Origin of the sequence: Runella limosa DSM 17973 (assembly GCF_000482465.1) — a bacterium.
Taxonomy (GTDB): Bacteria; Bacteroidota; Bacteroidia; order Cytophagales; family Spirosomataceae; genus Runella; species Runella limosa.
This window is the reverse complement of sequence record NZ_KI519426.1, coordinates 91,288-116,717: the sequence shown is the minus strand read 5'-3', so window position 1 is coordinate 116,717 and position 25,430 is coordinate 91,288. Positions and strand designations below refer to the sequence as shown.

At 44.3% G+C, this 25,430-nt stretch carries 22 protein-coding genes; 16 read left to right on the top strand and 6 right to left on the bottom strand.

Going from position 1 to position 25,430, the window contains the following annotated elements; translation table 11 throughout:
• Positions 1–5 precede the first annotated feature (5 nt).
• On the top strand, positions 6–1,592 hold the full coding sequence (locus K339_RS0125175; protein ID WP_028526081.1) for a complex I subunit 4 family protein: 1,587 nt from the start codon (positions 6–8) through the stop codon (positions 1,590–1,592).
• Between the two features lie 64 nt (positions 1,593–1,656).
• On the opposite strand, the gene K339_RS0125170 is transcribed toward K339_RS0125175, so the two are convergent.
• Positions 1,657–2,655, bottom strand: coding sequence for a lysylphosphatidylglycerol synthase domain-containing protein (locus tag K339_RS0125170; protein ID WP_051398246.1), 999 nt, complete (start codon positions 2,653–2,655; stop codon positions 1,657–1,659).
• Here K339_RS0125170 and ruvC point away from each other — a divergent pair.
• Entirely contained in the window at positions 2,654–3,241 is a 588-nt protein-coding gene (gene ruvC, locus K339_RS0125165; protein ID WP_028526079.1) for a crossover junction endodeoxyribonuclease RuvC, read from the top strand. The genes K339_RS0125170 and ruvC overlap by 2 nt on opposite strands.
• 48 nt (positions 3,242–3,289) lie before the next feature.
• Here ruvC and K339_RS0125160 read toward each other — a convergent pair whose 3' ends face one another.
• Together K339_RS0125160 and K339_RS0125155 are read right to left on the bottom strand one after the other, a co-directional pair.
• On the bottom strand, positions 3,290–4,675 hold the full coding sequence (locus tag K339_RS0125160) for a DUF1080 domain-containing protein (RefSeq protein WP_028526078.1): 1,386 nt from the start codon (positions 4,673–4,675) through the stop codon (positions 3,290–3,292).
• 41 nt (positions 4,676–4,716) lie between these two features.
• Complete coding sequence (locus K339_RS0125155; protein ID WP_028526077.1) at positions 4,717–5,484, bottom strand: NUDIX hydrolase; 768 nt, start codon at positions 5,482–5,484, stop codon at positions 4,717–4,719.
• 120 nt (positions 5,485–5,604) lie between these two features.
• Between K339_RS0125155 and K339_RS0125150 the strand changes: the two genes are divergently transcribed.
• From K339_RS0125150 to K339_RS0125105, 9 genes are all read left to right on the top strand, one after another.
• On the top strand, positions 5,605–6,336 hold the full coding sequence (locus K339_RS0125150; protein WP_028526076.1) for a 3-keto-disaccharide hydrolase: 732 nt from the start codon (positions 5,605–5,607) through the stop codon (positions 6,334–6,336).
• Between the two features lie 27 nt (positions 6,337–6,363).
• On the top strand, positions 6,364–7,233 hold the full coding sequence (locus tag K339_RS0125145; protein ID WP_028526075.1) for a sugar phosphate isomerase/epimerase family protein: 870 nt from the start codon (positions 6,364–6,366) through the stop codon (positions 7,231–7,233).
• Between the two features lie 172 nt (positions 7,234–7,405).
• On the top strand, positions 7,406–8,608 hold the full coding sequence (locus tag K339_RS0125140) for an AI-2E family transporter (protein ID WP_028526074.1): 1,203 nt from the start codon (positions 7,406–7,408) through the stop codon (positions 8,606–8,608).
• 114 nt (positions 8,609–8,722) lie between these two features.
• Positions 8,723–10,540, top strand: coding sequence for an alpha-amylase family glycosyl hydrolase (locus K339_RS0125135; RefSeq protein ID WP_028526073.1), 1,818 nt, complete (start codon positions 8,723–8,725; stop codon positions 10,538–10,540).
• 32 nt (positions 10,541–10,572) lie between these two features.
• On the top strand, positions 10,573–11,031 hold the full coding sequence (locus tag K339_RS0125130) for a hypothetical protein (RefSeq protein WP_028526072.1): 459 nt from the start codon (positions 10,573–10,575) through the stop codon (positions 11,029–11,031).
• A gap of 54 nt (positions 11,032–11,085) precedes the next feature.
• Complete coding sequence (locus K339_RS0125125) at positions 11,086–11,880, top strand: transglutaminase domain-containing protein (protein ID WP_028526071.1); 795 nt, start codon at positions 11,086–11,088, stop codon at positions 11,878–11,880.
• Positions 11,881–12,108: 228 nt separating this feature from the next.
• Positions 12,109–12,831: a YiaD family glycine zipper/OmpA-like lipoprotein gene (locus K339_RS34765; protein WP_037301879.1), complete on the top strand. Its 723-nt coding sequence runs from the start codon at positions 12,109–12,111 to the stop codon at positions 12,829–12,831.
• Positions 12,832–12,866: 35 nt separating this feature from the next.
• Positions 12,867–13,340 (top strand): hypothetical protein, encoded by a 474-nt coding sequence (locus K339_RS0125110; protein ID WP_028526070.1) that lies wholly within the window; start codon positions 12,867–12,869, stop codon positions 13,338–13,340.
• Between the two features lie 71 nt (positions 13,341–13,411).
• Complete coding sequence (locus K339_RS0125105) at positions 13,412–14,041, top strand: porin family protein (RefSeq protein WP_037301877.1); 630 nt, start codon at positions 13,412–13,414, stop codon at positions 14,039–14,041.
• A gap of 39 nt (positions 14,042–14,080) precedes the next feature.
• On the opposite strand, the gene K339_RS0125100 is transcribed toward K339_RS0125105, so the two are convergent.
• Entirely contained in the window at positions 14,081–15,652 is a 1,572-nt protein-coding gene (locus K339_RS0125100) for a Na+/H+ antiporter (RefSeq protein ID WP_028526068.1), read from the bottom strand.
• Between the two features lie 138 nt (positions 15,653–15,790).
• Here K339_RS0125100 and K339_RS0125095 point away from each other — a divergent pair, with 138 nt between their 5' ends.
• The 3 genes from K339_RS0125095 (at position 15,791) to K339_RS0125085 (ending at position 22,050) form a co-directional block, all read left to right on the top strand.
• Positions 15,791–16,693, top strand: coding sequence for a helix-turn-helix domain-containing protein (locus tag K339_RS0125095; protein WP_028526067.1), 903 nt, complete (start codon positions 15,791–15,793; stop codon positions 16,691–16,693).
• A gap of 164 nt (positions 16,694–16,857) precedes the next feature.
• Entirely contained in the window at positions 16,858–18,657 is a 1,800-nt protein-coding gene (locus tag K339_RS0125090) for a serine hydrolase (RefSeq protein WP_028526066.1), read from the top strand.
• A 963-nt stretch (positions 18,658–19,620) separates the two neighbouring features.
• On the top strand, positions 19,621–22,050 hold the full coding sequence (locus K339_RS0125085) for a TonB-dependent receptor (protein ID WP_051398245.1): 2,430 nt from the start codon (positions 19,621–19,623) through the stop codon (positions 22,048–22,050).
• A gap of 34 nt (positions 22,051–22,084) precedes the next feature.
• On the opposite strand, the gene K339_RS0125080 is transcribed toward K339_RS0125085, so the two are convergent.
• Both K339_RS0125080 and K339_RS0125075 read right to left on the bottom strand, forming a co-directional pair.
• Positions 22,085–22,570, bottom strand: a complete 486-nt coding sequence (locus K339_RS0125080) for a hypothetical protein (protein WP_157607740.1) — start codon at positions 22,568–22,570, stop codon at positions 22,085–22,087.
• 230 nt (positions 22,571–22,800) lie between these two features.
• On the bottom strand, positions 22,801–23,460 hold the full coding sequence (locus K339_RS0125075) for an RNA polymerase sigma factor (RefSeq protein WP_229598812.1): 660 nt from the start codon (positions 23,458–23,460) through the stop codon (positions 22,801–22,803).
• A 75-nt stretch (positions 23,461–23,535) separates the two neighbouring features.
• Here K339_RS0125075 and K339_RS0125070 point away from each other — a divergent pair, with 75 nt between their 5' ends.
• Both K339_RS0125070 and K339_RS0125065 read left to right on the top strand, forming a co-directional pair.
• A complete protein-coding gene (locus tag K339_RS0125070; RefSeq protein WP_037301874.1) occupies positions 23,536–23,874 on the top strand; it encodes a DUF6249 domain-containing protein in 339 nt (112 codons plus the stop codon).
• Between the two features lie 33 nt (positions 23,875–23,907).
• Positions 23,908–25,395: a serine hydrolase domain-containing protein gene (locus tag K339_RS0125065; protein WP_028526061.1), complete on the top strand. Its 1,488-nt coding sequence runs from the start codon at positions 23,908–23,910 to the stop codon at positions 25,393–25,395.
• Positions 25,396–25,430 lie beyond the last annotated feature (35 nt).

Here is a 25,430-nt window from a genome sequence, read left to right as displayed (position 1 = left end):
AAGTTATGAAGATACCTTATCTACTTTCTTTTTTTGTATTTCACCCCTTGGTAGGTACGATTGCTATTCTACTGATTTCTAACCGTTTTAAGCATACGTACAAATGGATTACGTTGTTTTTTACGGCTTGTCAAGTGCTTGTATCGGGGGTTTTATACTCTATGTACGACACCTCCAACCCCGCCCACCAATTTGTGGAAAAAGCAGATTGGATTACGCTTTCGTTGGGAAATATGGGCACCGTTTCCATTGATTATCTTTTGGGACTTGACGGCATTAGTTTTCCGATGGTCTTGCTGACGTCGGTAGTTATGCTGGTGGGAGCCATTTCTTCGTGGCACATCGACAAACGCGAAAAGGCTTATTTTTCCTTGTATTTACTGTTAACTACCAGTATCACAGGCTGTTTTATCGCCCTCGACTTCTTCCTGTTTTTCCTCTTCTTTGAGTTTATGCTCCTGCCCATGTATTTTCTGATTGGGCTGTGGGGAGGACCCCGCCGCGAATATGCGTCGATTAAATTTTTCCTTTATACGCTTGTTGGGTCATTGCTCATTCTGATTGTAATGATTGCGTTATACATGTCGGTTATCGACCCTGTTGAGTCACAGTTGACCCAAACGATGGTGCATACCTTCGACCTTCGTTACATGACTGATATGCGCAACTATTTGCCCAATAGCTTATTGTCATTATCGGGTGAAGTCAATTTGTTTGGGATTCCGTCTCGGATGTTGGCTTTTTGGTTGTTGTTTATTGGTTTTGCCATCAAACTTCCCATTGTCCCTTTGCATACGTGGCTACCCGACGCCCACGTGGAGGCACCAACGCCTGTATCAGTGGTGCTTGCGGGGATTTTGCTGAAAATTGGGGGCTATGGTTTGTTGCGAATCGCCTACCCTATTTTCCCCGATGCGGCCAACGAATACGCTTTTGTGTTGGCACTTTTGGGCGTCATTTCGATTGTTTATGGGGGTTTTAATGCCCTTGCTCAAAACGACCTCAAAAAAATGATTGCTTATTCGTCGGTGTCGCACATGGGTTTTGTGGTACTCGGAATTGCTTCGCTTACGTCGGAAGGTATCAACGGTGCCATTTACCAGATGGTGAGCCACGGGGTACTTTCGGCCATGTTATTTTTGGTGGTGGGTGTCCTTTACGACCGTACCCACAACCGTCTCATCGACAGCTACCGTGGGCTGATTGGTCCCATGCCTATTTATACTGTGCTTACGGGAGTGGCCTTTTTTGCTTCGCTGGGTTTACCAGGTTTTTCGGGCTTTGTGGGCGAATTGTTTACTCTTATGGGAGGTTTCAAATCAGCAGTAGTTCCAACTTGGGTAGCAGCCCTTGGTACGATAGGTATTATTTTAGCCGCTGCTTATTTCTTATGGACACTCCAACGAATGTTTTTGGGGAAATTATGGGCCAAAAATCAAGACGATTTGGTGGTTTTGTATGACCTCGATGCGCGTGAAAAATGGATGTTGGTGCCGCTTGGTTTATTGGCGTTCCTCATTGGGATTTTACCAAATAGCCTTTTCCAGCTTTCGGACAAAACAGTGAGTCAATTGCTGAAGGTTTTTGAATAAACAATAGTTTTTAATCAGAACAATACTTAGGTCAGGTTGTGAGCAACCTGACTCACATAACACCTCAGTTCCACCATTTTAGTTTAAAAGTCCAAATCGTTCCTATCAGTACAGGAAGAAGGATATTTATACACCAAAGGGTCAGCGTTACTGCTAAAATTCGAGTTGGCTCGACGTCATAAAAGCTAAAAACGTAAAGGGAAGAAGCTTCGCGGATACCCAAATCGCCCAAAAAATTGAGGGCAGGAATGAGGGTTTTGGCAAAAAACACCAAAAATATACCCGCTATGGCTACGTCGAAAGGGAGATTTATCTCAAAAAGCCAAAGTAGCAACGCAAACTGAAGGGTAAAAACACCATAACGCAAGATTGCCCAACGAAACGCCCGACCAATTTCGGATAGTGTATATTCTGCAATGACTTTTACGTAAGGATCCACCCATCGAAACAATCGAAAACGAACCAAGAACTGCTCGGCTTCGCCACGTTTGGCCACCAATACTACGCCAAAAACAAGGGTCATCACCAAGGCCAGTAGAAGCAATAGCTGCGGCCATTGTTGTAAAGTAGGTTGATGATATACCCAAAAACCCCAGCCCAACGTACCAAAAAACAGGGACACAAAAAACTGTAATCCATTGGAAAGCAGCGCTGCCCCTACCCCCGACAGCCGTTGGTCGCTATGTAACGAAAGTACCCTTCCTGCCGCATCACCGACGTTGTTGGGCATTAAAAACCCCAAAGCCAGCCCCGAAAGAACCCCTTGAAAAGCTTGTCCAAAACTGATTTTTTCGATTTTTTGGGCCAAAAGTTGCCATTTACGGCTTTCGCAAGCCCAGTTGATGGGGGTCAAGAAAAGGGCTAACCCGAGGATTCCCCAATGACCTTGCTGCAAATGAAAAAGCAAGAGCCGATATACTTCCCCCAAACTTTGCCCTTTGGCCTTCACGCTGACGTACAGGTAGAGCAGCATCCCAAAAAAAAGGAGCCATTTGAACACCCAAGTGATTTTTTTGAGCGAAGAAAGCCGAGAAAACCACGAAGGGCTGTTACTTTGCGTCATGCAAGATCAACAATCAAATCTGACTGAAAAAATTATTTTAGGGATTGACCCTGGAACCCGTATCGCAGGGTATGGTGTCATTCGTATTATCGGTGCGCGTATCGACTTACTTCAATACGGCGTCTTAAAACTCGACAAATATAGTAGCCATGAACTAAAACTGAAGAAAATTTTTGACCGTATCACCCAACTTATTGAGGAATTTTTGCCCGACGAAATGGCCATAGAAGACCCCTTTTACGGAAAAAACCCCCAATCCATGCTGAAATTGGGGCGTGCTCAGGGGGTAGCGATGGCCGCTGCGCTCAACCGAAACATTCCGATTGTGGAATATTCGCCCAAGACCGTAAAAATGTCGGTGACGGGCAACGGCAACGCCTCTAAAGAACAAGTAGCTTTTATGTTGGAAAGTATTCTAAAGATGCCACTACAACCTGAATACCTCGATGCCACCGATGCCGTAGCCATTGCCATTTGCCATCATTACCACGCCAACGCCTTACCTTCGGCCGCAGCCAAAAAGAAAGGGGCTAAGAAGGGCGGTTGGTCAGCTTTTGTGAGTGAAAATCCCACTCGAATCAAGTAAATTTTCCCTTCCCCACCCGAAAGTTTAAAACTTTCGGGTGGGGAAGAATTAGTTACTAATCCTTGGTTTATACATATCCTCAGCCTGAATTAAGCATTTCTCTTTCATTTGAAGACAATACTCAAGCTTACCCAATTCTGACGTTACGTTATTTGTCCCAAAACTAAATTTTATACCAGCCGCCTTTGCCTCCTGAATAATCGCTGCGCTTGGGATTTTATAACGATTATTTATCTCCATTGCCTTGCCACTTTTAGCCAAAGCTGTAATTACTTTTGTCTTTCGCTCGGGTGTCCATAATTCCTCGGCCCTGGCTTGCAAAACCTTAGGCAAAAAAAACGGATTAACGTATATGTCAACTGGCTCCTGAAGTACCCCAATAATTTTATCGACAATCAACTCCATATACGCTTGCTCATTGTCGATAAACACCTCGTTTTCAACCCATAAACGAGTTTTTCGCCCCTTCAAATCAGTAAATGTTTCAGCATCCGTAAAAAGGAAATCAAATCGTTTTAAAGCAGGTTCGCTAAAAGCGCCTACCCAATCACGACCTTCTGCTTGCATTGGCAATAGGAAGGGTACATTTTTCATCGTATCCAAATAGCGATTAATACCATCGTCGTCGTGTAAAGGGAATCCTACGCCTGCATTAGGAGCAATGGCATAATTAATTCCTATTTTACGGGATTGGGCTGCTGCAACATTCTTCGTGAGGGTTCCTTTTAGATGCACATGGTAATCTAAAACAGGAAAATCTTCTTGGTGCAACCGTATAATGGGGTCTGTTTGCTCATCAATCGCCTCCGCCAATTGCGCCGCCTTGTCTAGATTTTTACTGTCCAATTCTGAAATGGAGACACGCCTAAGGTCTATTTCCCCCTTGCCTGTACTGGTAATAGCAATCGTTCCTGCCGACAATAGAGCGGCACGGTTCGGTTTCAATCGAAGGGGTTGGACGGGTTCTGTATAATCGACGACAAGCTGCCTGTTGACCTCCACAGTAATACGCTGACCTTGAACTTTAATACTCAGTTGAAACCATTCATTATCCTTTGCCAGGCTTTTAGTCAGATTTCGAACGGTGATTAGACTGCCCGTTTTTTTCCACCAGACAGCGTTGTTTAGGTCATTATCAATGGCAATACGATGGCCTTTGCCCGTTTGATCTGTATGGATACTGACATAGCCTTTGCCTCCTCGGCGCGTCCGAAGTTCGAGAGATAAATCAAAATCTTGGTAATTGCCTTTTTTGAGTCGTGCGTAACTGTCAGTCCCAACAAGGGTAAGCACATTGCTCTGAAAACTGGTTTCTCCAGAAGTAAACCAGTTTTGTTTTTTGAGGTCTTTTATCGGTACTTGTCCAACCGAAGTCAAACAAGATGATGCGGTTAATAGGCTACAAAAAAGCGCTACAATAAGGGAAAATTTCATGGAATTAAGGTTGGGAGTTAGAAAAAGTAGGTACAGCCATTTTAACCAATTGTTAGTTCTTCATCGTCTAAAAGTTGTTCGTATCGTTCTTTTTTAAAGCGGTATAAATAGGGCGTTTTACGGCTTGCAATTTTGGGGCTGCTTTCTGAAAGCTCTAAAATACCGTAAGTCATCATCTGTTTATAGAAATTACGCCGATCCAATTGACGCCCTAAAATGGTTTCATACAGACTTTGTAAGTCGGTCATGCTAAATATCTCAGGCAGTAAGTTATATCCCACGGGCTGATAGCTCAGTTGTCGTCGGAGTGTTTTGAGGGCTACCCGAATAATGTCGTTATGGTCAAAAAGCAAACAGGGAAGCTCATCAATAGACCACCAACGGCATTCATCAGAAAAATTATCAGCCACTGGGTTTACTTTGGTATATTCAACTAAAGCATAGTAACCCACGGACACATCCCTGAAATCAGGGCTGTACAAATTTTCAATACCTAAAAGTTTATAGGTCTCTTGAGCAGAAAAGTAGGACGAACGATTCAACTTCCCAAAGACATGAAATTGTTGTAAAAATAGCATTTCCAGCTTTGTACGCTCTCGAAGAATGCGAGTGGCGGCGTCATCGACGTCTTCTTTCTTGTACACTCGGCCACCAGGCAGCATCCAGTAGTCCCCCCCTTTCCATCGGAGTAGCAAGACTTTCAACTGATTTTCGTGAAATCCAAAAATGACCAAATCCAACGCAATGGTTGGCAATGTATTCTGAAAGTGCTCTTGTATAAATTTTTGTACTTCTTCTTGAAAATTCATAAAAAATTATTGTTCGCGTATTTTTTACGCGAAAAGTTTGTGTAGTTTTGCGTATAAAGTACGCGATTTTTTAAAAAAGCTCAAAATAGATGACAACGAAACAACAATTACCTTAACACTATGAAAACAAACCTGAGTTCTCTTGTAATCGCTATGGGTATTACAAGCTGTTTATTAACCTCTTTTTCACACAAGGAAGATCCCATTAATCAACTTACGCCCCAAGAAAAGAAAGAAGGATGGATGTTGTTATTTGATGGAAAGACGACGAAAGGATGGCACCTCTATAATACCAACAAAACACAATCTGCCTGGATTGTGAAACAGGGTGTTTTGTATTGCAACCCGAATGATGCCAAATCGGAGCACGGTGACTTAGTCACAGACAAAGAATACAAAAATTATTATTTAAAATTTGAGTGGAGTATTTCAGAAGGGGGCAATAGCGGTGTGTTTTTCAATGTGCAAGAAAAACCAGAAATCCCTCTCGTTTGGGCATCTGGCCCTGAGTATCAGCTATTAGAAAATACGAACCCTGATTACAAAGTAAGTGACAAAAAGTGGGCAGGGACTTTGTACGGCTTTTTTTCGCCCAAAAACCCTGTTGAACCCAAGCCTGCTGGCCAATGGAATCAGTCGGAAATCAAACAAGAAAATGGGAAAGTGGAGTTTTATTTAAACGGGGTGATGACCGCCCAAGTAGATTTAACCTCACAAGGGTGGAAAGACATGATTGCCAATAGTGGTTTCAAGAATTTTCCTGAATTTGGTAAATACATTCAGGGGCGAATTGCCTTACAGGATTGGGCAAAGGGCATTTCATTTCGTAATATTAAGTTAAAACAACTTTAAATCAATCTTATTATTAAAGTAAATAACATGACAAGAAGAGATTTGTTTAAACAGAGTTGCTTACTCACCGCAGGAGCATATTCACTTTCTTATTTGGATGGATTAGCCAATGCACCTCAAAAAAACATCAGCCCATTTGGAGTACAACTTTTCAGTGTACGAACCATTATCAATGAAAACCCCAAAAAAGTGATGACCGAGTTGGCTGAAATGGGTTATAGGCAATTTGAGAGCTTTAGCGGTGCCAAAGGCTTTTTGTGGGGCATGGAGCCCGCAGAAGCCAAATCGTTTTTGGATGGTATCGGCGTAAAAATGATAAGCACCCACTTCAACTACATGGGCATCAAAGACAAACCTGATGAATTGAAAAAAAATATTGAAATGGCCGCAAAAGTTGGCTTGAGCTACCTTCTATGCCCCTATATCGGCGCTCAAAAGACCTGGGATGATTGGAAAAGGGTAACCGACCAACTAAATCAGGTAGGCGAAGAAGTGAGCAAAGCAGGCCTAAAATTTGGCTATCATAACCATGATTATTCCTTTAAACCGCTGGAAGGCAAGCTTCCTCAGGAATATCTGTTGGCCAATACCGACCCTAAAAATGTCATTTTTGAGCTAGATCTTTGCTGGATTGATGTGGCTGGCGTAGATACCGAATCACATCTAAAAAAATATGGACAACGATATGAGCTATGCCATATTAAGGACTACCGAAAAGAAAACGGCAAACCTGTTCAGGATGATTTAGGTAAAGGAACGGTTGATTTTAAAAAGACAATACATATAGCGCTAAACAGTGGGATTAAGCACTATATTGTTGAACAAGAACAGTATCCAGTATCTCCTTTAGCCAGTTTGAAAAATGATGCAACCTACATGAAGACGTTATCAATCTGATAATCAAATGATACCAAAATCAAATAATACATAGTAGGAGTCCCTTAGCGAGTAACCTTCCCGAAAGTTTTAAACTTTCGGGAAGTTGGGGAAAAACATCTACGAACTTTTCCCAAAAAACAGTGGAACAATGATTTAAGCATACAGTACAGGTCTTTTAACCTTTACTCGTATGCCACCGACTACCACACCGCCTACCACGTTTCAGCTTCCGTACGTTGCTCGCTTGGGTTTCGTATTGCTCAGTATCACATTATTGGTGTACTGGATGCACGTTTTGGGGTCTATTGTTACCCTGCTGCTCTTCTCCATCATTTTGTCGATGGCCATGTTTCCCCTTACCCAATGGCTCGAAAAAAAAGGACTTCCGAGTGCCTTTGCCATCACCCTCGCTATTTTAGCCTTTACGGCTGTTTTTGTAGGGGTTGGGTTTGTGATTGGGTACGAGGTCAACGAATTTATGCAAATGCTCCCTCAGATGCTTTCCAAGGTAGAATCGTATGCGGCGCAGATGCAGCAATGGGCATACGAGCATTTGAAGATTTCGCACAAAATGCAAGTCAATAAGCTGCAAGAATATACCCAAAACCTAAGCTCCAAAAGCGGCGATATGGTAGGGTCGGCCGTTACAACCACGGGGTCGATGCTCGGAATGCTCGCGATAGTTCCCGTTTTTATCTTTTTTGTGTTGTACTACCGCAACATGCTTACGCAGTTTTTGTACAAGGTTTTTAGTCACACCCCAAAGTCGAAGCTGAACGGCGTTTTTAGCAAAATTTATGAAGTAGTACACAACTACCTCTACGGCTTGTTTCTGGTGACGCTGATTGTAGGTATGCTCAATTCGATTGGCCTGTTGGCTTTGGGTATTCAATCGGCCTTTTTCTTTGGTTTTTTGGCGGCCATTTTGCTCATCATTCCGTACTTTGGAATACTCATTGGCTCTATTCTCCCCATCGTGGTGGCACTTGTCACCAAAGAATCACCCATGTATGCCCTTGGCGTGGCGGGCATCTTTTTCTTTGTCCAAATTTTAGAAGGAAATTTTATTACACCCTACATCGTAGGCTCCAAAATCAGCATCAACCCACTGGCTGCCATTGTCGCTTTGTTTCTCTGCGAAATGCTGTGGGGTATTGCAGGAATGGCCCTCGCTTTACCACTGACAGCCATCCTGAAAGTCATTTTTGACTCGGTTTCTTACCTAAAACCCTACGGTTACGTCTTGGGAGAACCTGAGGTGGACAAAGAACGCGAACTGAAAAGCACCAAAATTCAGGCCCTTGAACGGGAACTGGTAGAAACCATCCACGAAACTACCGATGAAGTAAAAGCTATTTTCCACAAGAAAAAACCCGTCAAAAAAGCATCGTAATATCGGGGAATAAATTCCCCAATTTTTGCCCAATATTGGTATCGAATAGACTTGGCATACGATTTTTATATCAAATAGCAAGATTGTAAACCACTAGAAAACAATACTTACGCCATGAAAACAATTGAAATCTCAGACATACAAGCAAGTACCATTGCTGGCATGGGAGCCGTACCACATTCGGAAGGTGTTTCGTTTCGGGTTTGGGCTCCCAACGCCAAAGCAGTATCGGTAGTTGGAGATTTCAACGGTTGGAACAATGAAGCAATGCCCCTTTCGCACGAAGAAAATGGGTATTGGTCGGTCAATGTTTCAGACGCAAAAATTGGACAAGAATACAAATACGTGCTTTTCACCGAGGTGGGCGAATTGATGCGTAACGACCCTTATGCCCGACAATTGACTAATTCGGTTGGCAACAGCATCGTGCATGACCCACATTTTGATTGGGAAAATGACGACTCTTTTCAAATGCACAACTGGAACGAAATGGTCATTTATGAACTGCACATTGGGACTTTTAACGTAAAAGGAGAAGGTCAAATTGGCGATTTTTATTCAGCTATCGAACGCCTCGACTACCTTAAAGCACTAGGAATCAATGCCGTAGAAATTATGCCCATTGCCGAATTTCCTGGCGGATACTCGTGGGGATATAACCCCGCGCATCCCTTCGCCGTGGAGTCGGAATATGGTGGCCCATTGGGATTAAAAAGTTTTGTAAAAGCCGCCCACGAAAAAGGCATTGCCGTTATTTTGGACGTCGTTTATAACCATTTTGGCCCCACTGACATGGACTTATGGCAGTTTGATGGCTGGAGTGAAAACAATCTTGGAGGAATTTATTTTTACAACGATTGGCGAGCCAATACCCCTTGGGGAGACACCCGTCCCGATTACGGTCGGCCAGAAGTGCGCCAGTATATTCGTGACAACGCCCTGATGTGGCTCGAAGAATACCGTTTGGATGGCCTCCGAATGGACATGATTCCGTACATGCGAAATGTCAACGCCGACGGAAATCCCGACAACGATTTAGCAGAAGGCTATTCATTGATACAGTGGATTAATTCGGAAATCAGGGAAAAATTTCCCCACAAATTTACCGTTGCCGAAGACCTCCACACCCTTTCATCCATCACCGATAGTGTCACAAACGGTGGGCTTGGGTACAGTAGCCAATGGGATGCCCAGTTTGTCCATCCCGTACGAGAGGCCATCATTGCCATGCACGACGCCGACCGAAACATGGATGCAATTGTCCATGCTATTACGCACAAATACAACAACGACGCTTTTCAAAGGGTCATTTATACCGAATCGCACGATGAGGTAGCCAACGGCAAGGCGCGGGTCGTTCAGGAAATTGCGGGAGAAGGCGACGTCGATAACTGGTATGCCAAGAAACGTTCCATTTTAGGGGCCGTGCTTACACTCACTTCGCCAGGCATTCCGATGCTTTTTCAAGGACAGGCATTGCTCGAAGACAAATGGTTTGATGATACCGACCCGATTGATTGGAGCCTATTTTCGGCGCATAAAGGTATTTCAAAACTTTATAGAGACCTCATTCATTTGCGGTTGAATCAACGACAAACCACGGCGGGACTAACTGGTCAACATGCCATACCGTTCTATCTCAACCGCGAACAGAAAATCATTGCCTTCTACCGTTTCAAAAATGGCGGTAGTAAAGATAATACCATCGTCATTATCAATTTTTCCCAAAAAGCTATTAACCCCTTGACGCTCCGATTTCCCAAACAAGGACTTTGGCGACTTCAATTTAACAGCGACTGGGAGGGATATGATGCCGAATTTGGTAATCATTTTGCGAGCGACGTAATCGCAAACAAGACCAATAACGACGAAAATTTACTCGTTAATATTCCACTCGGGCCTTACTGCGCTCTGATTTATTCATTGGATTAAATACACTTTTCACTCATAAACATCACAAAATCATGAAAAAAGTAACCATCATCGTCGCCGCCATGTTGGCATTCGGAACAATCTCATTGTCAAGCTGCTCACGCGAAGAAAAACGCGATGTAGCCGACAACGTACAAAATGCCCAAGATGAGGTAAAAGATGCGGCTGACAACGTAGCCGAAGACGTAAAAGAAGCCAAAGAAGAAACGGCGGAAGAAATAAAAGAAGCGCGCGAAGAGCTATCGCTTAAAATTGAAAATCGCCGCCAAATCATCAACAGTGAGCTTGACGAGCTAAACGCAAAAATCAAAAAGGCTTCGGCCAAAGAAAAAGATAAATTAGAAGCAAGACGTGACAAGTTGAAAGAAAACTTGAACGACCTTAACGATGATTTGGCGGAGGTAAAAAAAGACGTTAAGCGCGACTGGAAGCAGTTTAAACGCGACCTCAACGACCGCATTGACGCCATGCAAAAAGATTTTGAGAACTAGCCATTACACCCCTATCCAGCTCCATTCAGGAGCTGGATTTTTTCACTTCCTCTCATGAAACTCCAAGGCCAAAGTACCCTCATTTACCAAATTCCCCAGCCTGTTCCTGTTCAGATGATGCTTCGCCCGTATCGCCACGACGGGCAATCTATTGTAAAAGAGCAATTTAATATCCAGCCAAGTGTGCAGTTTACCGAATACATTGATGCTTACGGCAATCAATGTCAACGTGCGATTTTGCCCGCTGGCGATGTCACTATCACAACCGACGTTGAAGCACTTGTGCAGCCATACCTTGCGCCTGCACTTCCTTTGCCCGCGTACGTGCCCGTGGCCGAACTTCCCAATGAAGTGATGATGTATTTGTTGGCTAGTCGGTATTGCCAATCTGATTTAATTGATATTCAGAATCTGGCAAGAGAAATTGTTGGAAATTCTGAACTGGGTTATGCCCAGGTGGAAGCGATTAGAACGTGGATTAATCAGTCGATTAGCTACCAATATGGCACCACCAACGCCACTACCACAGCCCTCGATATTGCCCAACAGCGCGTGGGAGTTTGTCGTGACTTTACCCACCTTGCCATTGCATTGTGCCGAAGTTTGTCCATTCCTGCCCGCATGACGGTAGGCTTTTTGGACCAACTCGAATACATGGATCTCCACGCGTGGTTTGAAGCGTACGTTGGGAATCAATGGTACACCTTTGATGCTGTTCAACCTCAAACGCAAGGCTGTCGGGTCGTACTTGGCTACGGCCGTGATGCCGCCGACGTAGCCATGGTCACACAGTTTGGAGCGGCCAATTTGCAATCGCTCACGGTCAACGTACAAGTTTTTCAAGAATAATAAGGTTTCCGCTTTTTATATGTTTCGAAAGCTGCATCAATTTTGGTGTAGCTTTTTTTTGTGGCCATTTGGGAAAAACGGGGAAAATATTCTACATTTTTTACTCACTCAAAAATTTAATAAAAATCAACGCAAAATACTGAACATCAAATATTTAACATAAAATTCAATAATAACTGGAACAGCTTTTTTAGATTTTACTGTGTCAATCTTTAACATCAACACAGTATGAAAACGAGCATCATCACCTACTTACTTTGTTTCGGATTATTAGCACCGAGCCTTTATATACCTTCGCAAGCACAAACATCGTCGAAGAAAAAAACGACCAAAACCAAGCTCAAAAAAACGCAGTCAGGCGCTTTGATTGGTGCAGGAGCGGGAGCAGTTATTGGAGGAATCATTGGTAAAAACAACCGAAATACCGCCATTGGAGCCATCATTGGCGCAACCGTCGGCGGCGCAACAGGTGCCATCATCGGACAGTCGATGGACAAGAGGGCTGAAAAACTTCGCCAAGATTTGGGTCCTGATACCAAAGTAGAACGCGTTGGAGAGGGTGTAAAACTCACGATGAACGACCAACTCCTGTTTGACTTTGGCTCGGCCAAGCTTCGTCCCGAAACACTCGGTAATTTGAGAAAAATGGCCGCCACCCTTAAAAGCGACGACCACACCAATTTGCTTATTGAAGGAAACACTGACAACGTGGGCAGCGAAGCCTTCAACAAAACCTTGTCAGAACAACGCGCAGCTGCGGTATCCAATTTCTTGGTAGGCGAAGGTGTTGCCTCAAATCGGGTAAAACTGATTGGTTTGGGCGAAGCAAATCCCGTAGCGAGCAACGCATCCGAAACGGGACGCCAGCAAAATCGTCGGGTAGAAATTGGAATTTTTGCCAACGAAAAATTAAAACAACAAGCCGCTCAATCGGCCTTTAATGCCCAGTAATCACCATACCTAACTTATTTTAATAGACCAAAACCATGAGAACTCGCATCTTCATCATCGCGCTATTAGCCGCTTTCACCACTGCCTTTAGCGCTTCTGCCCAAGACTACCGCACTGCCGTAGGACTACGTTTAGGCTCTACCAACGGTATCACCATCAAGCACTTTACCAAGCGGAATGTCGCCCTTGAAGGAATTGTTTCTACCCGTTGGCGGGGTGTAGGTCTGACGGGGCTTATCGAAGGACACACCCGCTTTTTGGGTGTCAATCGCCTCAATTTCATCTATGGCGCGGGAGCCCACGTCTATATTTGGGGGGAAGGAAACCGTGGCTACGCCCCGTATCAGCGGTCGAGCATCGCAGGACTAGATGCGATTTTAGGGCTAGAGTACAACTTCCGTGAAGTACCCATCAACATCGGCATTGACTGGAAACCAACCCTCAATTTCAGCGTGGACAATGGTTTTTGGGGCGACGAAGCCGCCATTTCAATCCGATATACATTTTAGTGGAACGGGTCACTCGCAACCCGCTTTTGCCCAAATTCAACCATTATTAAACATTAAAATCAACAATCGCCATGAATCGCAAACACATCATTTTAGCCATTGCTTTTGTAGCATCAGCCCTTACTTCATTCGCTCAAGACTCCGAAAACAGAGCAAGAACAGGTATCCGTGGTGGACTAAACGCCTCGAATATGTACATCGACGAAGTCACCGACCGCAATCCTCGCTACGGCTTTCACGCGAGTTTGTTTACCCAATTACCATTGGTGAAAAACAAATTGTACCTCCAGCCCGAAATTGGGTACAGCAACAAAGGAACGACGGCCAGGTACAACGTTCTCAATACTTTTCAAGGAGAAAACACTTTTAGCCTCGATTATGTAGAAGTTCCTGTTTTGCTAACGTATAAAATTGGCAATTTTGTTGACCTACACGCAGGTGGTTACGGGGGCTATTTGCTCAATGCCAACACCAAAAGTAAAAGCGACGTAGGGTCAAGTCAAATCGAACTTGGCAAGGGCAATTTCAACGAAATTGACTACGGACTTTCGGCAGGTTTGAGTATTTATTTTGGCAAATTAATGATTGGTACGCGCTACAATTACGGGCTTCGCCCAGTAGCAACGAGCGATGCCGCCAAGGTATTTATGGGTAATGCCAAAAATTCCGTGGGACAAATCAGCGTAGGTTTTACTTTTTAGATAGCCAGTGGGGAGGATGCTTACATCCTCCCCACGCTGTTACGAGTACCTCAATTTCTCTTCATCTAGGTCAATTCCGTGCAACAGTTTTCGCACAACTTCTTCGTCGATTTTATCATCTGTATTGTTTTTATTTTGTAGCCAAAGCCGCTGTTGTTCCAATACATCCAAGTAAATGCGCTTGGTTTCTTCAGTCAGTTCTTCAGGTTCTTCATGGCTTTTTTGTTCCCAAAATGCCACTTTAGTCCGTAGTATTTCATTCGTAACGAGGTGTTTACGGTAGTTTTGGTGAAAATACTGCAACGAATGTTCGGCCATTCCCCTCTTTAACATTGCTTCGGTTTCTTCTTCGGGCAAATAATCCCCATAATCGGGCAATTCCAGTTTTTTAATCAGCCACGGTAGTGTAAGTCCTTGGAGTACCAACGTCGTAAGAATCACCACAAACGTAATGAACAAGATAAGGTTTCGGTGGGGAAAAGGAACGCCGTTTATCTCTACAGGAATGGAAAGCGCCGCCGCCAACGACACCACGCCACGCATCCCCGACCAACTCAAAACAACGGGTGCTTTCCAGCCTGGGTTGGGGTCGGCTACTTGTATAAAATGGCTCATTATTTTGGTCGTAACCACCGCGCCAAATGAAGCGATAATTCGTCCAATGATGAGCACGGCGGTAATGACCAAGCCATATCCAATGGCCAGCGGGAAAGCGATTCCCTCTTGTTCGAGCCCTTCGTGGATTTCGGGCAAGTCCAAGCCAATCAGTAAAAAGACCACGCCGTTGAGCACAAAAACAAAGCTTTGCCAAACATTTACCCCCCGTAAACGTGACGAACTTGAGAGAAAGAGATGTCTGCGATTGGCCAATAACAACCCACCACTCACCACCGCCAAGACCCCCGAACTGTGGACTTCTTCGGCCGCGATGTACATCACATAAGGCGTCACAAACGAAAGCACAATGTCTATGTTGGCCTCGGTAGGCAATAGTTGATGGGCTTTCATAAACAACCACCCTACCGCTAACCCAATCAGCGAACCACCAATGACCATCCACCCAAAACTTAGCGCGGCTTCGTGCCAAACAAACTGACCCGTAGCGACGGTAAGCATGGCAAAACGAAAGATAATCAGCGAGGAAGCATCATTGAGTAGGCTTTCTCCTTCCATGATTGAGGACATTCGTCGTGGCAATTTGACAAACTTCAAAATCGCACTGGCACTCACTGCATCGGGCGGAGAAACAATACCACCCAACAAAAAGCCCAATGCCAACGAAATACCAGGAATGCACCAATTGGCAACCAACGCCACCGAAAAGGCCGTTAGAAATACCACAACAAATGCAAAACTACCGACAATGCGCCTCCAACGCCACAGTTCTTTCCACGACATTGCAAAGGCAGCATCGTACAACAACGGCGGCAGGAAAATGATAAATATTAACTCAGGTTTGATTTGTATTTTCGGGATACCAGGAACAAAACTGATGATTAAGCCCGTGATGACCAACAGCACAGGGTATGCTACTTTTATCCTGTCGGCCAGCATAATCAGTAACAAAATGACGACAATCAGCGCGAGAAAAAAAGGAAAATGTTCAATCATATTTGTAAGAGGTTTGTTGCGTGATGGGTAGGTGGACGTTCAAATGTACATAAAAATTAAAATTACACCACTCATCAAATAATCGGTTGTTGGCAATGGATAAGTACTTTATTTGAGAAATTATCGCTTTAAAACGCCATGATTCATTTGTCGGAGCAAAACAAAAATGTACTGGAGGGGGTCAATTACCGCAACAATTTGCTGGTGGTTTCGTCATTGAAAGAATTTTACCATCCCATCAAATCCCACGGTTTTGCCATCAAATATGTACTCAACGGGGTCGAACATTATACCCTCAACGGGCAGGCGTACCCCGTGGAAGCGGGCAACTATTTGCTATCTAACAATACCAGCGATGGTCACGTAGAAATAGACAAAGGCGAATTTGTGAAAGGAATTTGCATCAATATAGTACCTGAGTTATTGGCCGACGTCGTAGCCAGTCGCCAGCGACCAGATACGGCTTATCCCGACGCGAATTTAGGCCATTTTTTTAGCTCACATCTTTTTTTGGAACAACAATATTCGGCCACTAACACCCACTTAGGGCGTCTTTTACGGCAACTTCACACTGATTTTTTACAGAATGACCTATTGAGCGCTCCTATTGAAAATGAGTTTTTTTATAAGCTTTCGGAACTAATCGTTGCCGACCAAATACCTGTTTTTACGCAACTTCATTCCATCCCTAGCCTTAAACCCTCCACAAAAAAAGACCTCTATCGCCGACTTCATCGGGGCAAAGAGTGCATCGATGCGCTTTTTCAATTTCCACTGACTATTGAAACCGTCGCTACCGAGGCTTGCCTTTCAGAATATCATTTTTTTCGTCTTTTTAAACAAGTTTTTGGCCAAACTCCCCACCAGTACCTCCACCAAAAACGCCTAAATCACGCCACTCAGCTGCTTCACTGCGAACGTGCATCCGTAACAGAAGCTGCAATCGCCTCTGGTTTTGCTGACATCCATTCGTTTAGCAAAGCCTTTAAAAAACACTTTGGCATTTCCCCTACTAGTTGGCTTCAAAGAGAAAGTTTCTAGCGCTAAATTTCTGCGTGCCTCTGTGTTTTTTCAATCTGTGCGCATCTGCGTGAAAAATTTATTTTCTCCATAAAAAGCCGTCGTCTTTACGAATTAGCAGGATTTGACAAACCCTTTCCTCAGCTTCGCCGTAGTTTTACCCCACAGTTTGAAAACACACTACGATGAAGAAAACTATCCTATTTTTGACGCTTTTAGTAAGCACTGCCTTTGCCCAACAACCCACTCCCGACGCCCGTTTTGCAGGACTAGACACCCTGTTTGCCCGCGTCCTCAACGAATGGAAATGCGCAGGTTTTGCCGTAGCAGTGGTGGAAAAAGACAAAATTATCTATGCTAAAGGTTTTGGCTATGCCGATATCGACACCAAGCGTCCCGTCACCGAACACACCCAATTTGCCGCAGGAAGCTGTACCAAACCCTTTACCTGCGCCGCTTTAGGCTTGTTGAGGGCCGAAAACAAAATAGACTTTAACCATTCTGTCCGCGAATATTTACCTCAATTGTCGTTTTACAACGAGGAGATGAACAAAAACATCACCGTTCGTGACTTGATGTGCCACCGAACGGGCTTACCTCGCCACGACCAAGCATGGGCGCTATTTTCCACCAATTCCGTTGATACGTTGCTCAAACGGGTTCAGTATTTAGAACCTAATTATGGTCTTCGTGAAAAATGGCAATACAACAACTTTATGTTTGCCACCCAAGGAAAAATGGTCGAAAACCTCTCTGGGCAATCTTACCGTGCTTTTGTAAGGGAACGCATTTTTCAGCCTTTGGGAATGAAAGACGTTACTTTTTCGGTCGATAGCATGACGCTATACGACGATCGTTCGTTGTGCTATACCGTTTCTGAAGATGACAAAATTGTACCCTTGGATTACTTCAACCTAGATGTGATGTCGGCGGTGGGAGGTATCAACACTTCCGTCAGTGAGATGGCCAAATGGGTCATGTTGTGGGCAAACAACGGTACTTACAAAGGCAAACGCCTTCTCCCTGCCGACTACGTTCGCGAAGCCATCAGTTCCCAAATGATTGTACGTGACGCCGCACCTTCGGCCAGCAACCCCTCATTACACTTTGAAAATTACGGACTTGGCTGGTTTTTATCTTCCTATCGCGGGCATTATCGGGTCGAGCACGGCGGAAATATCTCTGGATTTTCGACCAATACTTGTTTCTTTCCCACCGACGGCATAGGCATTGTGGTTTTCTGCAACCAAGCCGTGTCGCGGGTTCCGTCCGTTGTTCGAAACATCCTCGCCGACCGCATGCTCGGCCTCCCGGACAAAGATTGGCAAAGCTACCTTTACACCTCCGATATGGCGGCTAAAAACGCGGTCAAAAGTGCCAAAAGCCAAATGGCTAGCCTTACCAAAACCAACGTCAAGCCCGCGCATCCAGCAGACGAGTACGAGGGTTACTTTCAACACAAAGGATACGGGACGTTTGAAATTGTGAACCGTAACGACTCGCTTTTTGCCGTTTTTCCGTTACAACAATGGTATTTACGCCCCTACGGACACGATGTTTTTGACGCCTTACCTATCGATAAACATGGCAAAGTAGCGTCCGACGCCAGTATCCAGCGGATTGTATTTAACCAAAATACCGAAGCCGAAATCGCCAGTGCTTCCATTGCTTTTGAACCTGAATTGATTCATCCACTGGAATTTACGTGGTTGCCTAAAGTCAAAAAATTACCCAAAGTTGTCCTTCAACGCTACGTAGGAGAGTATAATCTCAATGGTATGGCCATGAAAGTCGGCCTTAATGCCAACGAAATTTTATACCTATCGCTCCCCAACCAACCTACCCGCGAATTAGAAGCCCTCGGTAAAGGGAAATTTCGGCTAAAGGGATTGAACGGCTATTCGATTTCGTTCAGCCAAGATGCAAAGGAGTTTTTGCTCACCCAACCCAATGGTATCTTCAAAGCCCTCAAAAAGAAAGCATAATCTAAACGCCTCACAACGATGGAAACTTCTCAGCTCGTAAAATCCAGGCTATTCAAGGTTTTTATAGTGGTATTTATAGCCGCTTGCCTATTTAAAATTTTCGGAAGTGGGTATGATTTTGGGCAGTGGCTGCACCGCGTCACGCACTGACCTGCTCGTGCGGGAGGATACTCATATCCGACCAACACGTGCGGGAGGATACTCATATCCGACCAACACGTGCGGGAGGATACTCATATCCGACCAACCGTGCAGAAGGATACTCATATCCGACCCCTAAGGTTTCTCAAAACCTTCAATAACGATTCACGAGGTTTTGAGAAACCTCTACGTTGGTTTGGAGAAACCAACGGCACGACCAACCATGCAGGAGGATACTCATATCCGACCCCTAAGGTTTCTCAAAACCTTCAATAACGATTCACGAGGTTTTGAGAAACCTCTACGTTGGTTTGGAGAAACCAACGGCACGACCAACCGTGCGGGAGGATACTCATATCCGACCAACACGTGCAGGAGGATGCTTATATCCGACCTCTAAGGTTTCTCAAAACCTTCAATAACGATTCACGAGGTTTTGAGAAACCTCTACGTTGGTTTGGAGAAACCAACGGCACGACCAACCGTGCGGGAGGATACTCATATCCGACCAACACGTGCAGGAGGATGCTTATATCCGACCTCTAAGGTTTCTCAAAACCTTCAATAACGATTCACGAGGTTTTGAGAAACCTCTACGTTGGTTTGGAGAAACCAACGGCACGACCAACCGTGCAGGAGGATACTCATATCCGACCTCTGAGGCACGAGAAGGGCACAGAGCAGCGTCCGATTTTGCACACAAATTGTTCAATTTCGGACAAGAAGCCATTCACATATTCACCCAACTACCTGTATATCAAACCATTTTTAATCTTGGCACAACTTTAGTGACACATCATTATTTCAACAAACCAAATTCCAATGATAAGAGCTATCCTTCTACTGTTGCTATCCACTCATTTCTTACTCGCTCAGACTGTCAAAATCAGCGGGAACGTCGCCAATACCTCCCAACAGCCCCTCGATGGCGCCGTTATTTCGTTGTTAAAATCCACAGATTCCACATTCGTTAAAGCAGCCATTACTGAGCCTAACGGCAATTTTGAATTTCTAAACATCAAAGCAGGCGCTTACCTCATAAGCATTTCACACTTAACCTATCAAAAATACCTAAGTAAAGCCTTTGAAGTGGGGCAATCTGACCTTGCGTTGCCCCCAATTCAGCTCAGTGAGGGTGAAAAAATGCTCGCCGAAGTGAAAGTAACAGGCAAAAAACCCTTTGTAGAAACCAAAATTGACCGCACTGTTATTAATGTTGATGCCCTCATCAGCAACGCAGGTACCAATGCCATGGATGTTTTGGAAAAATCCCCAGGGTTGGCCATTGACCCCAACGGCGGCATTCGCCTCAAAGGGAAAACGGGGGTAGTGGTTTTTATCGACGATAAACCCACTTATTTGTCGGCGGAAGATTTATCGAACTACCTAAAATCATTGGCCGCGGGTTCGGTCGAAACCATCGAAATTATGCCCAACCCTCCCGCCAAATACGATGCCGCTGGCAATGCGGGGGTGATTAACATTCGTCTAAAAAAGAATACCATCAAAGGCTTTAATGGCGGACTCAGCTTGAGCTACGGACAAGGCACGTATCGTCGTTCCAACAACAGCTTTAACTTCAATTACCGCATCAATAAGTTTAATTTTTTTAGTAATCTAAGTGTAAATCAAAACAATAGCTACCAAGATTTGACCATTTGGCGGCGGTATTTTCAGCCTAATACAACCATTTTTTCTTCTGCTTTTACCCAAAACTCCTACATTCAACGGAACATTGGCGGCAATAATGCAAAAGTTGGGTTTGATTATTATGCCTCTAAAAAAGCCACATTCGGGGTTGTTCTTACGGGTTTTATTAATCCTTCGCACGTGGACGTTACCAACAAAGCCAAGGTTTTCAACGCCTCCAACGAAGTTACTAGCTTGGTAGAAGCCATCAGCCCAACGGACAAAACCCTAAAAAACGGAAGCATCAACCTCAACTACGCCTACAAACTTGACAGCACGGGCAAAGAACTTTCCACCAACGTTGACTATATCCATTACCAAGCTACTACGGCTCAGTCGCTTACCAATTCGCTTTTTGATGCCCAAAATAAATTCGTTAGTCAGTCGATTTTGGTTTCTTCTTTGCCCACAAACATCGACATCGGCACGGCCAAAATCGACTACGTAGCTCCTTTAATCAGCGGCGGAAAATTTGAAACGGGCATCAAAACAAGTTTTATCAGTACGGGCAACGTCGCTGATTTTTCTGACCAAGTTGACGGTAAACTTTTTCCCAATTATGAATTTACCAATAGCTTCAACTACAACGAAAACATCAACGCAGGATACCTCAATTACGCCAAAGAGCTGAATCGTCTGACCATTCAGGCGGGACTTCGGTTTGAAAATACCAACATTCGCGGGCATCAATTGGGAAATAAACAAACCAAAGATTCGACGTTTACTCGCAATTACAACAACTTGTTTCCTACCCTGTACATGCAGTATCGGTTGGACTCAGCGGCGGTACACTTGTTAGGATTTTCGTTTGGGCGACGCATCGAACGTCCTAATTATCAGGACATGAATCCCTTCTCCTACCCGCTCGACCGTTTTACGTACTATGGTGGAAATCCATTTTTACAGCCTACTTTTTCGTATAATTTTGAGTTGTCACACACCTTCAAACAACGCATTACGACGACGCTTCAATACAGCGTAGCCAAAAACGTCATTTCCGAAACCAACGAACAACGTGGCACCATTTATTACAGTCGCCCTGGGAATTTTGGGCAACGAATTTCGTACGGTATTTCGGTAAACGGCAGCTTTCAGTTGGCCAAATGGTGGTCGCTCAACCTCTACACAGAATACATTAGCAATGGTTTCAAAGCTACACTTTACGGACAAAAATTGGATGATTCACGATTTTACTGGGCTGTGGTGCCAACCAACCAATTTCAACTCAAAAGCGGCTGGGCGGCGGAGTTGGCAGGCTCATACCAAACCACCTTTTTGTTAGGTCAATTGCTTATTTATCCCATTGGAAACGTTCGGGCAGGGGTTTCCAAGCGCATTATGAAGAACAAAGGCACGCTGAAATTGAACGTCAGCGACATATTTTATACCAATCAAATCAAAGGAGACATCCGAAACATTGCCAATGCCGAAGCAAACTGGTTTAGCTACTTAGATACCCGCGTAGCGACCCTCTCCTTTTCGTACCGATTCAACAAAGGAAAAACGCTCAACCTTCGCCAAACAGGTGGCTCCGACAGCGAAAAGAGTCGGGTAAAAGCGTAGGAAAACAAAAAAGTCCTCCCTAACAGGGGAGGATTTAGGTGGGGTTGGCCACGCGGAACCTCAACGAATAATCTACCAACAACAAAACACAAACAGCCACTGCTCCCAGCAACAATTGGTCGGGTATGGCAGAAGTAAGTTTTGAAACGTCGAAGGCAATCCACTTCACTCCTCGGGGCACGCTTCCTGAGGAGTTTTTTTGTGGAAAAAATAATCCAAAAACCAGCAATGCACCCACAAAAGTCGCCACCATGTACCACACGTAGGTGGGTATGATGGGCTTAAATACGGTTTTGGGAGGTGCGATTTGTGTTAACACATTTTTCGTAAAATCAGGGGCTGTTGTTTCGAGGCCATGCTGCTGCAACAACGCCCGAAGCGCAGGTTCTTTTGCTTCCGACAACGCTGCTTCTGCGTCAATTTTTAGCATAAGTTTGTCCGTAAAAAGCGGGCTTGGTGCGTCCAAATCGGCTTTTTTCAGAAGTTCTTGTAGTTTATTTTCTTTTTCCTCTTCCATCATCTTAGTTTCCTAATGAGCTTAAACGCATTTAAAAAATAGCCTTAGGGAGGCTATATCTTAGTAGAAAAAGGGCAACAAAGCCCCATCGGTATGACCGATACTCGGTAAAATATGCCACCCCGATGGGGCTTTGCTTGAGACCTGATTATTTCTTTCTACTAAGATTAGGCTCCTCTGGAGCAATAAATAGTATTTTTTTATTGAATAAGTCTAAATGCAGAAGTTCGTCCCTACTCCAACAAAAAACGCAAAGAATGTTCCAGTTTTTTTCGGGCGCGAAACAGCCTAATTTTTATATTCTCGGCCGTCAGACCCGTAATTTCTTGAATTTCCTTAACCGAACGTTCATCCAAGTAATAAAGCGTTACAACCACTGCTTCTAACTTAGGCAATTGGCCAATGGCATCTCTAACAAACCGCTGCTGCTCAGAGGCTTCCATCGGCGGTGCTTCCGTCGAGGTTTCTTCCGACCAATAGGTATCCGATAATTCGTCCGTCAACGGAGTCATATCCAGCGCATTTTCTTTCAACTTTGATGCCGCCGTTCGGTATGCAATGGTGTATAGCCAAGTCGAAAACTTTGACCGTCGTTCAAACTGATAAAGCTGACGATACGCTTTGATAAAAACCTCTTGGGCAATGTCCTCGGCTTCGGCTTCATTTTCTACCATTTTTACCGCAATCGTATAAACCATGTACTTATACTTATCCACCAAATACGCATACGCGCGATGGTCGCCCTTCAGAACTTGGTCAATGTATTTGTAGTCTTGCTGTTCCATTCCTACATCTGACAGGCGATTGATAAAATTGGTTACAGATTCTTGAATTATAATGCGGAATTTAGGGACATTCATTCTAAAATACAGAAAGCACTTCAGAATTTTCACATAATAACCATAGAATTTTGTAACCACTCTTGAACTTCTCCTGTCCTATGAGCAGTCACCTAAAAATTAACTGCTATGGACGAGATATTAAGAGATTGTATTGTGTCAATTACGGCCTTTGGTTCTGTATTCGGAACTCTTTACGTATTGCTCATGACCCGCCACCGCGAACGCATGTCGCTCATGGAACGCGGACTTTCTACGGCTGAGTTTTTCAACCAAAAAAGTACGTTATCTGCTACCCTAAGGTATGGTTTATTGCTCATTGGCATTGGCGTCGGCATTTTGTTCGGCAATTTTGCCCACCATCATTTCGATGTCCCCCAACAAGGTGCTTTTTTATCCATGATTTTCCTTTTTGGTGGCATAAGCCTAATTATCAGCTTTTTAATCGAACGAAAGTTGAACAAATAAAACGTCAAATTCATTTTTTTTCCCAAAACAGCCATGAAACGTATCACTTTAATTCTTGTGTCGAGCATCATCTGCTTCTTCACTGCCAACGCCCAAACAGATAATCTTTTCAAGGCCATCCAAGGCCAAGATAGTATTATGTTTAACATTACTTTCAACACCTGCGATTTAGGCCCGTTGGAAGAACTCGTCAGTGAAAACTTTGAGTTTTACCACGACAAAGGTGGCATTACGATGGGTAAACGTGCTTTCATCAATAGTCTTAAAAATGGTCTTTGTGCTCACCCTGAGCGTTATCAGTCGCGCCGCGAGCTGGTCAAAGGCAGCATGGAAGTCTATCCACTGGCTAAAGATGGCGTCATTTATGGAGCAATTCAGTCGGGACGACATCGGTTTTATGAAACCAATAAAGGCCAAACCGAACGCTTTGCAAGTATTGCCCGATTTACGCATTTGTGGCTATTGGAAGAGGGAAAATGGCGGTTTGCACGCGGCCTTAGCTACGACCACCAAACCACCGATGCAGCTGATAAAGAAGCAAATACCTTTGAAAACGAAGAAGGAATAAAACAATGGCTTGCCCAAAATCACATTCCAGCCCTGGGTGTAGGTATTATTCGTGATGGGAAATTGAAAGAAGTAAACGTTTATGGGGAAATAAAAAAAGGAGAAACGGCTCCCTACAATACCCTTTTTAACGTGGCATCGTTGACCAAACCTGTTGCCGCCATCTTGACGCTTCGCTTGGTGAGTGCGGGGAAATGGAATTTGGACGAACCGTTGGCCAATTATTGGATTGACCCCGACCTTAAAGATGACCCGCGCCACGCCCAATTGACCACGCGGCACGTTTTGACGCACCAAACGGGCTTTCCAAACTGGCGTTGGAATCACTCTACCAAAAAATTAGCCTTTAACTCCGACCCAGGTACCAAATATGGGTATTCGGGCGAGGGTTTGGAATACCTCCGCAAAGCATTGGAAAAGAAATTTAAAAAGCCGCTGGACCAACTTGCCAAAGAATGGGTACTGGAGCCCGTTGGAATGAAAGACACGCATTTTTACTGGGATGGCTCGTTTAACGAAAGTCGTTTTGCCGTGGGTTATAATACGCAAGGTATTCCTTACAAAATAAATAAAACCACCGCACCTAGTGCCGCCGACGACTTGGTGACGACCATCGAAGACTATGGAAAGTTTTTGGTTTCGGTACTCAACAACGAGGGTATTAGCAAAGCCGTCGCCGAAGAAATGGTGAAACACCAAGTTAAAACCAAAGAAAACAAATACTTTGGACTAGGCTGGGAAATTTATGAATTGGCCAATGGAGACTATGCGCTTTCGCACGGAGGAGCCGATGAAGGCGTTAAAACCTTGGTGTTTCTCTTGCCCAAAACCCGCGAAGGACTCATTATTTTTACCAATGCCGATGACGGATACAAAGCCTACGATCTGTTAGTAAGGAGTTACTTGAAAGACAAAGGAAAACAAATCATCGACATTGAAATGGGGAAAAAATAAATTAGGAATTACAATAAGATAATTCCTAATTCTTA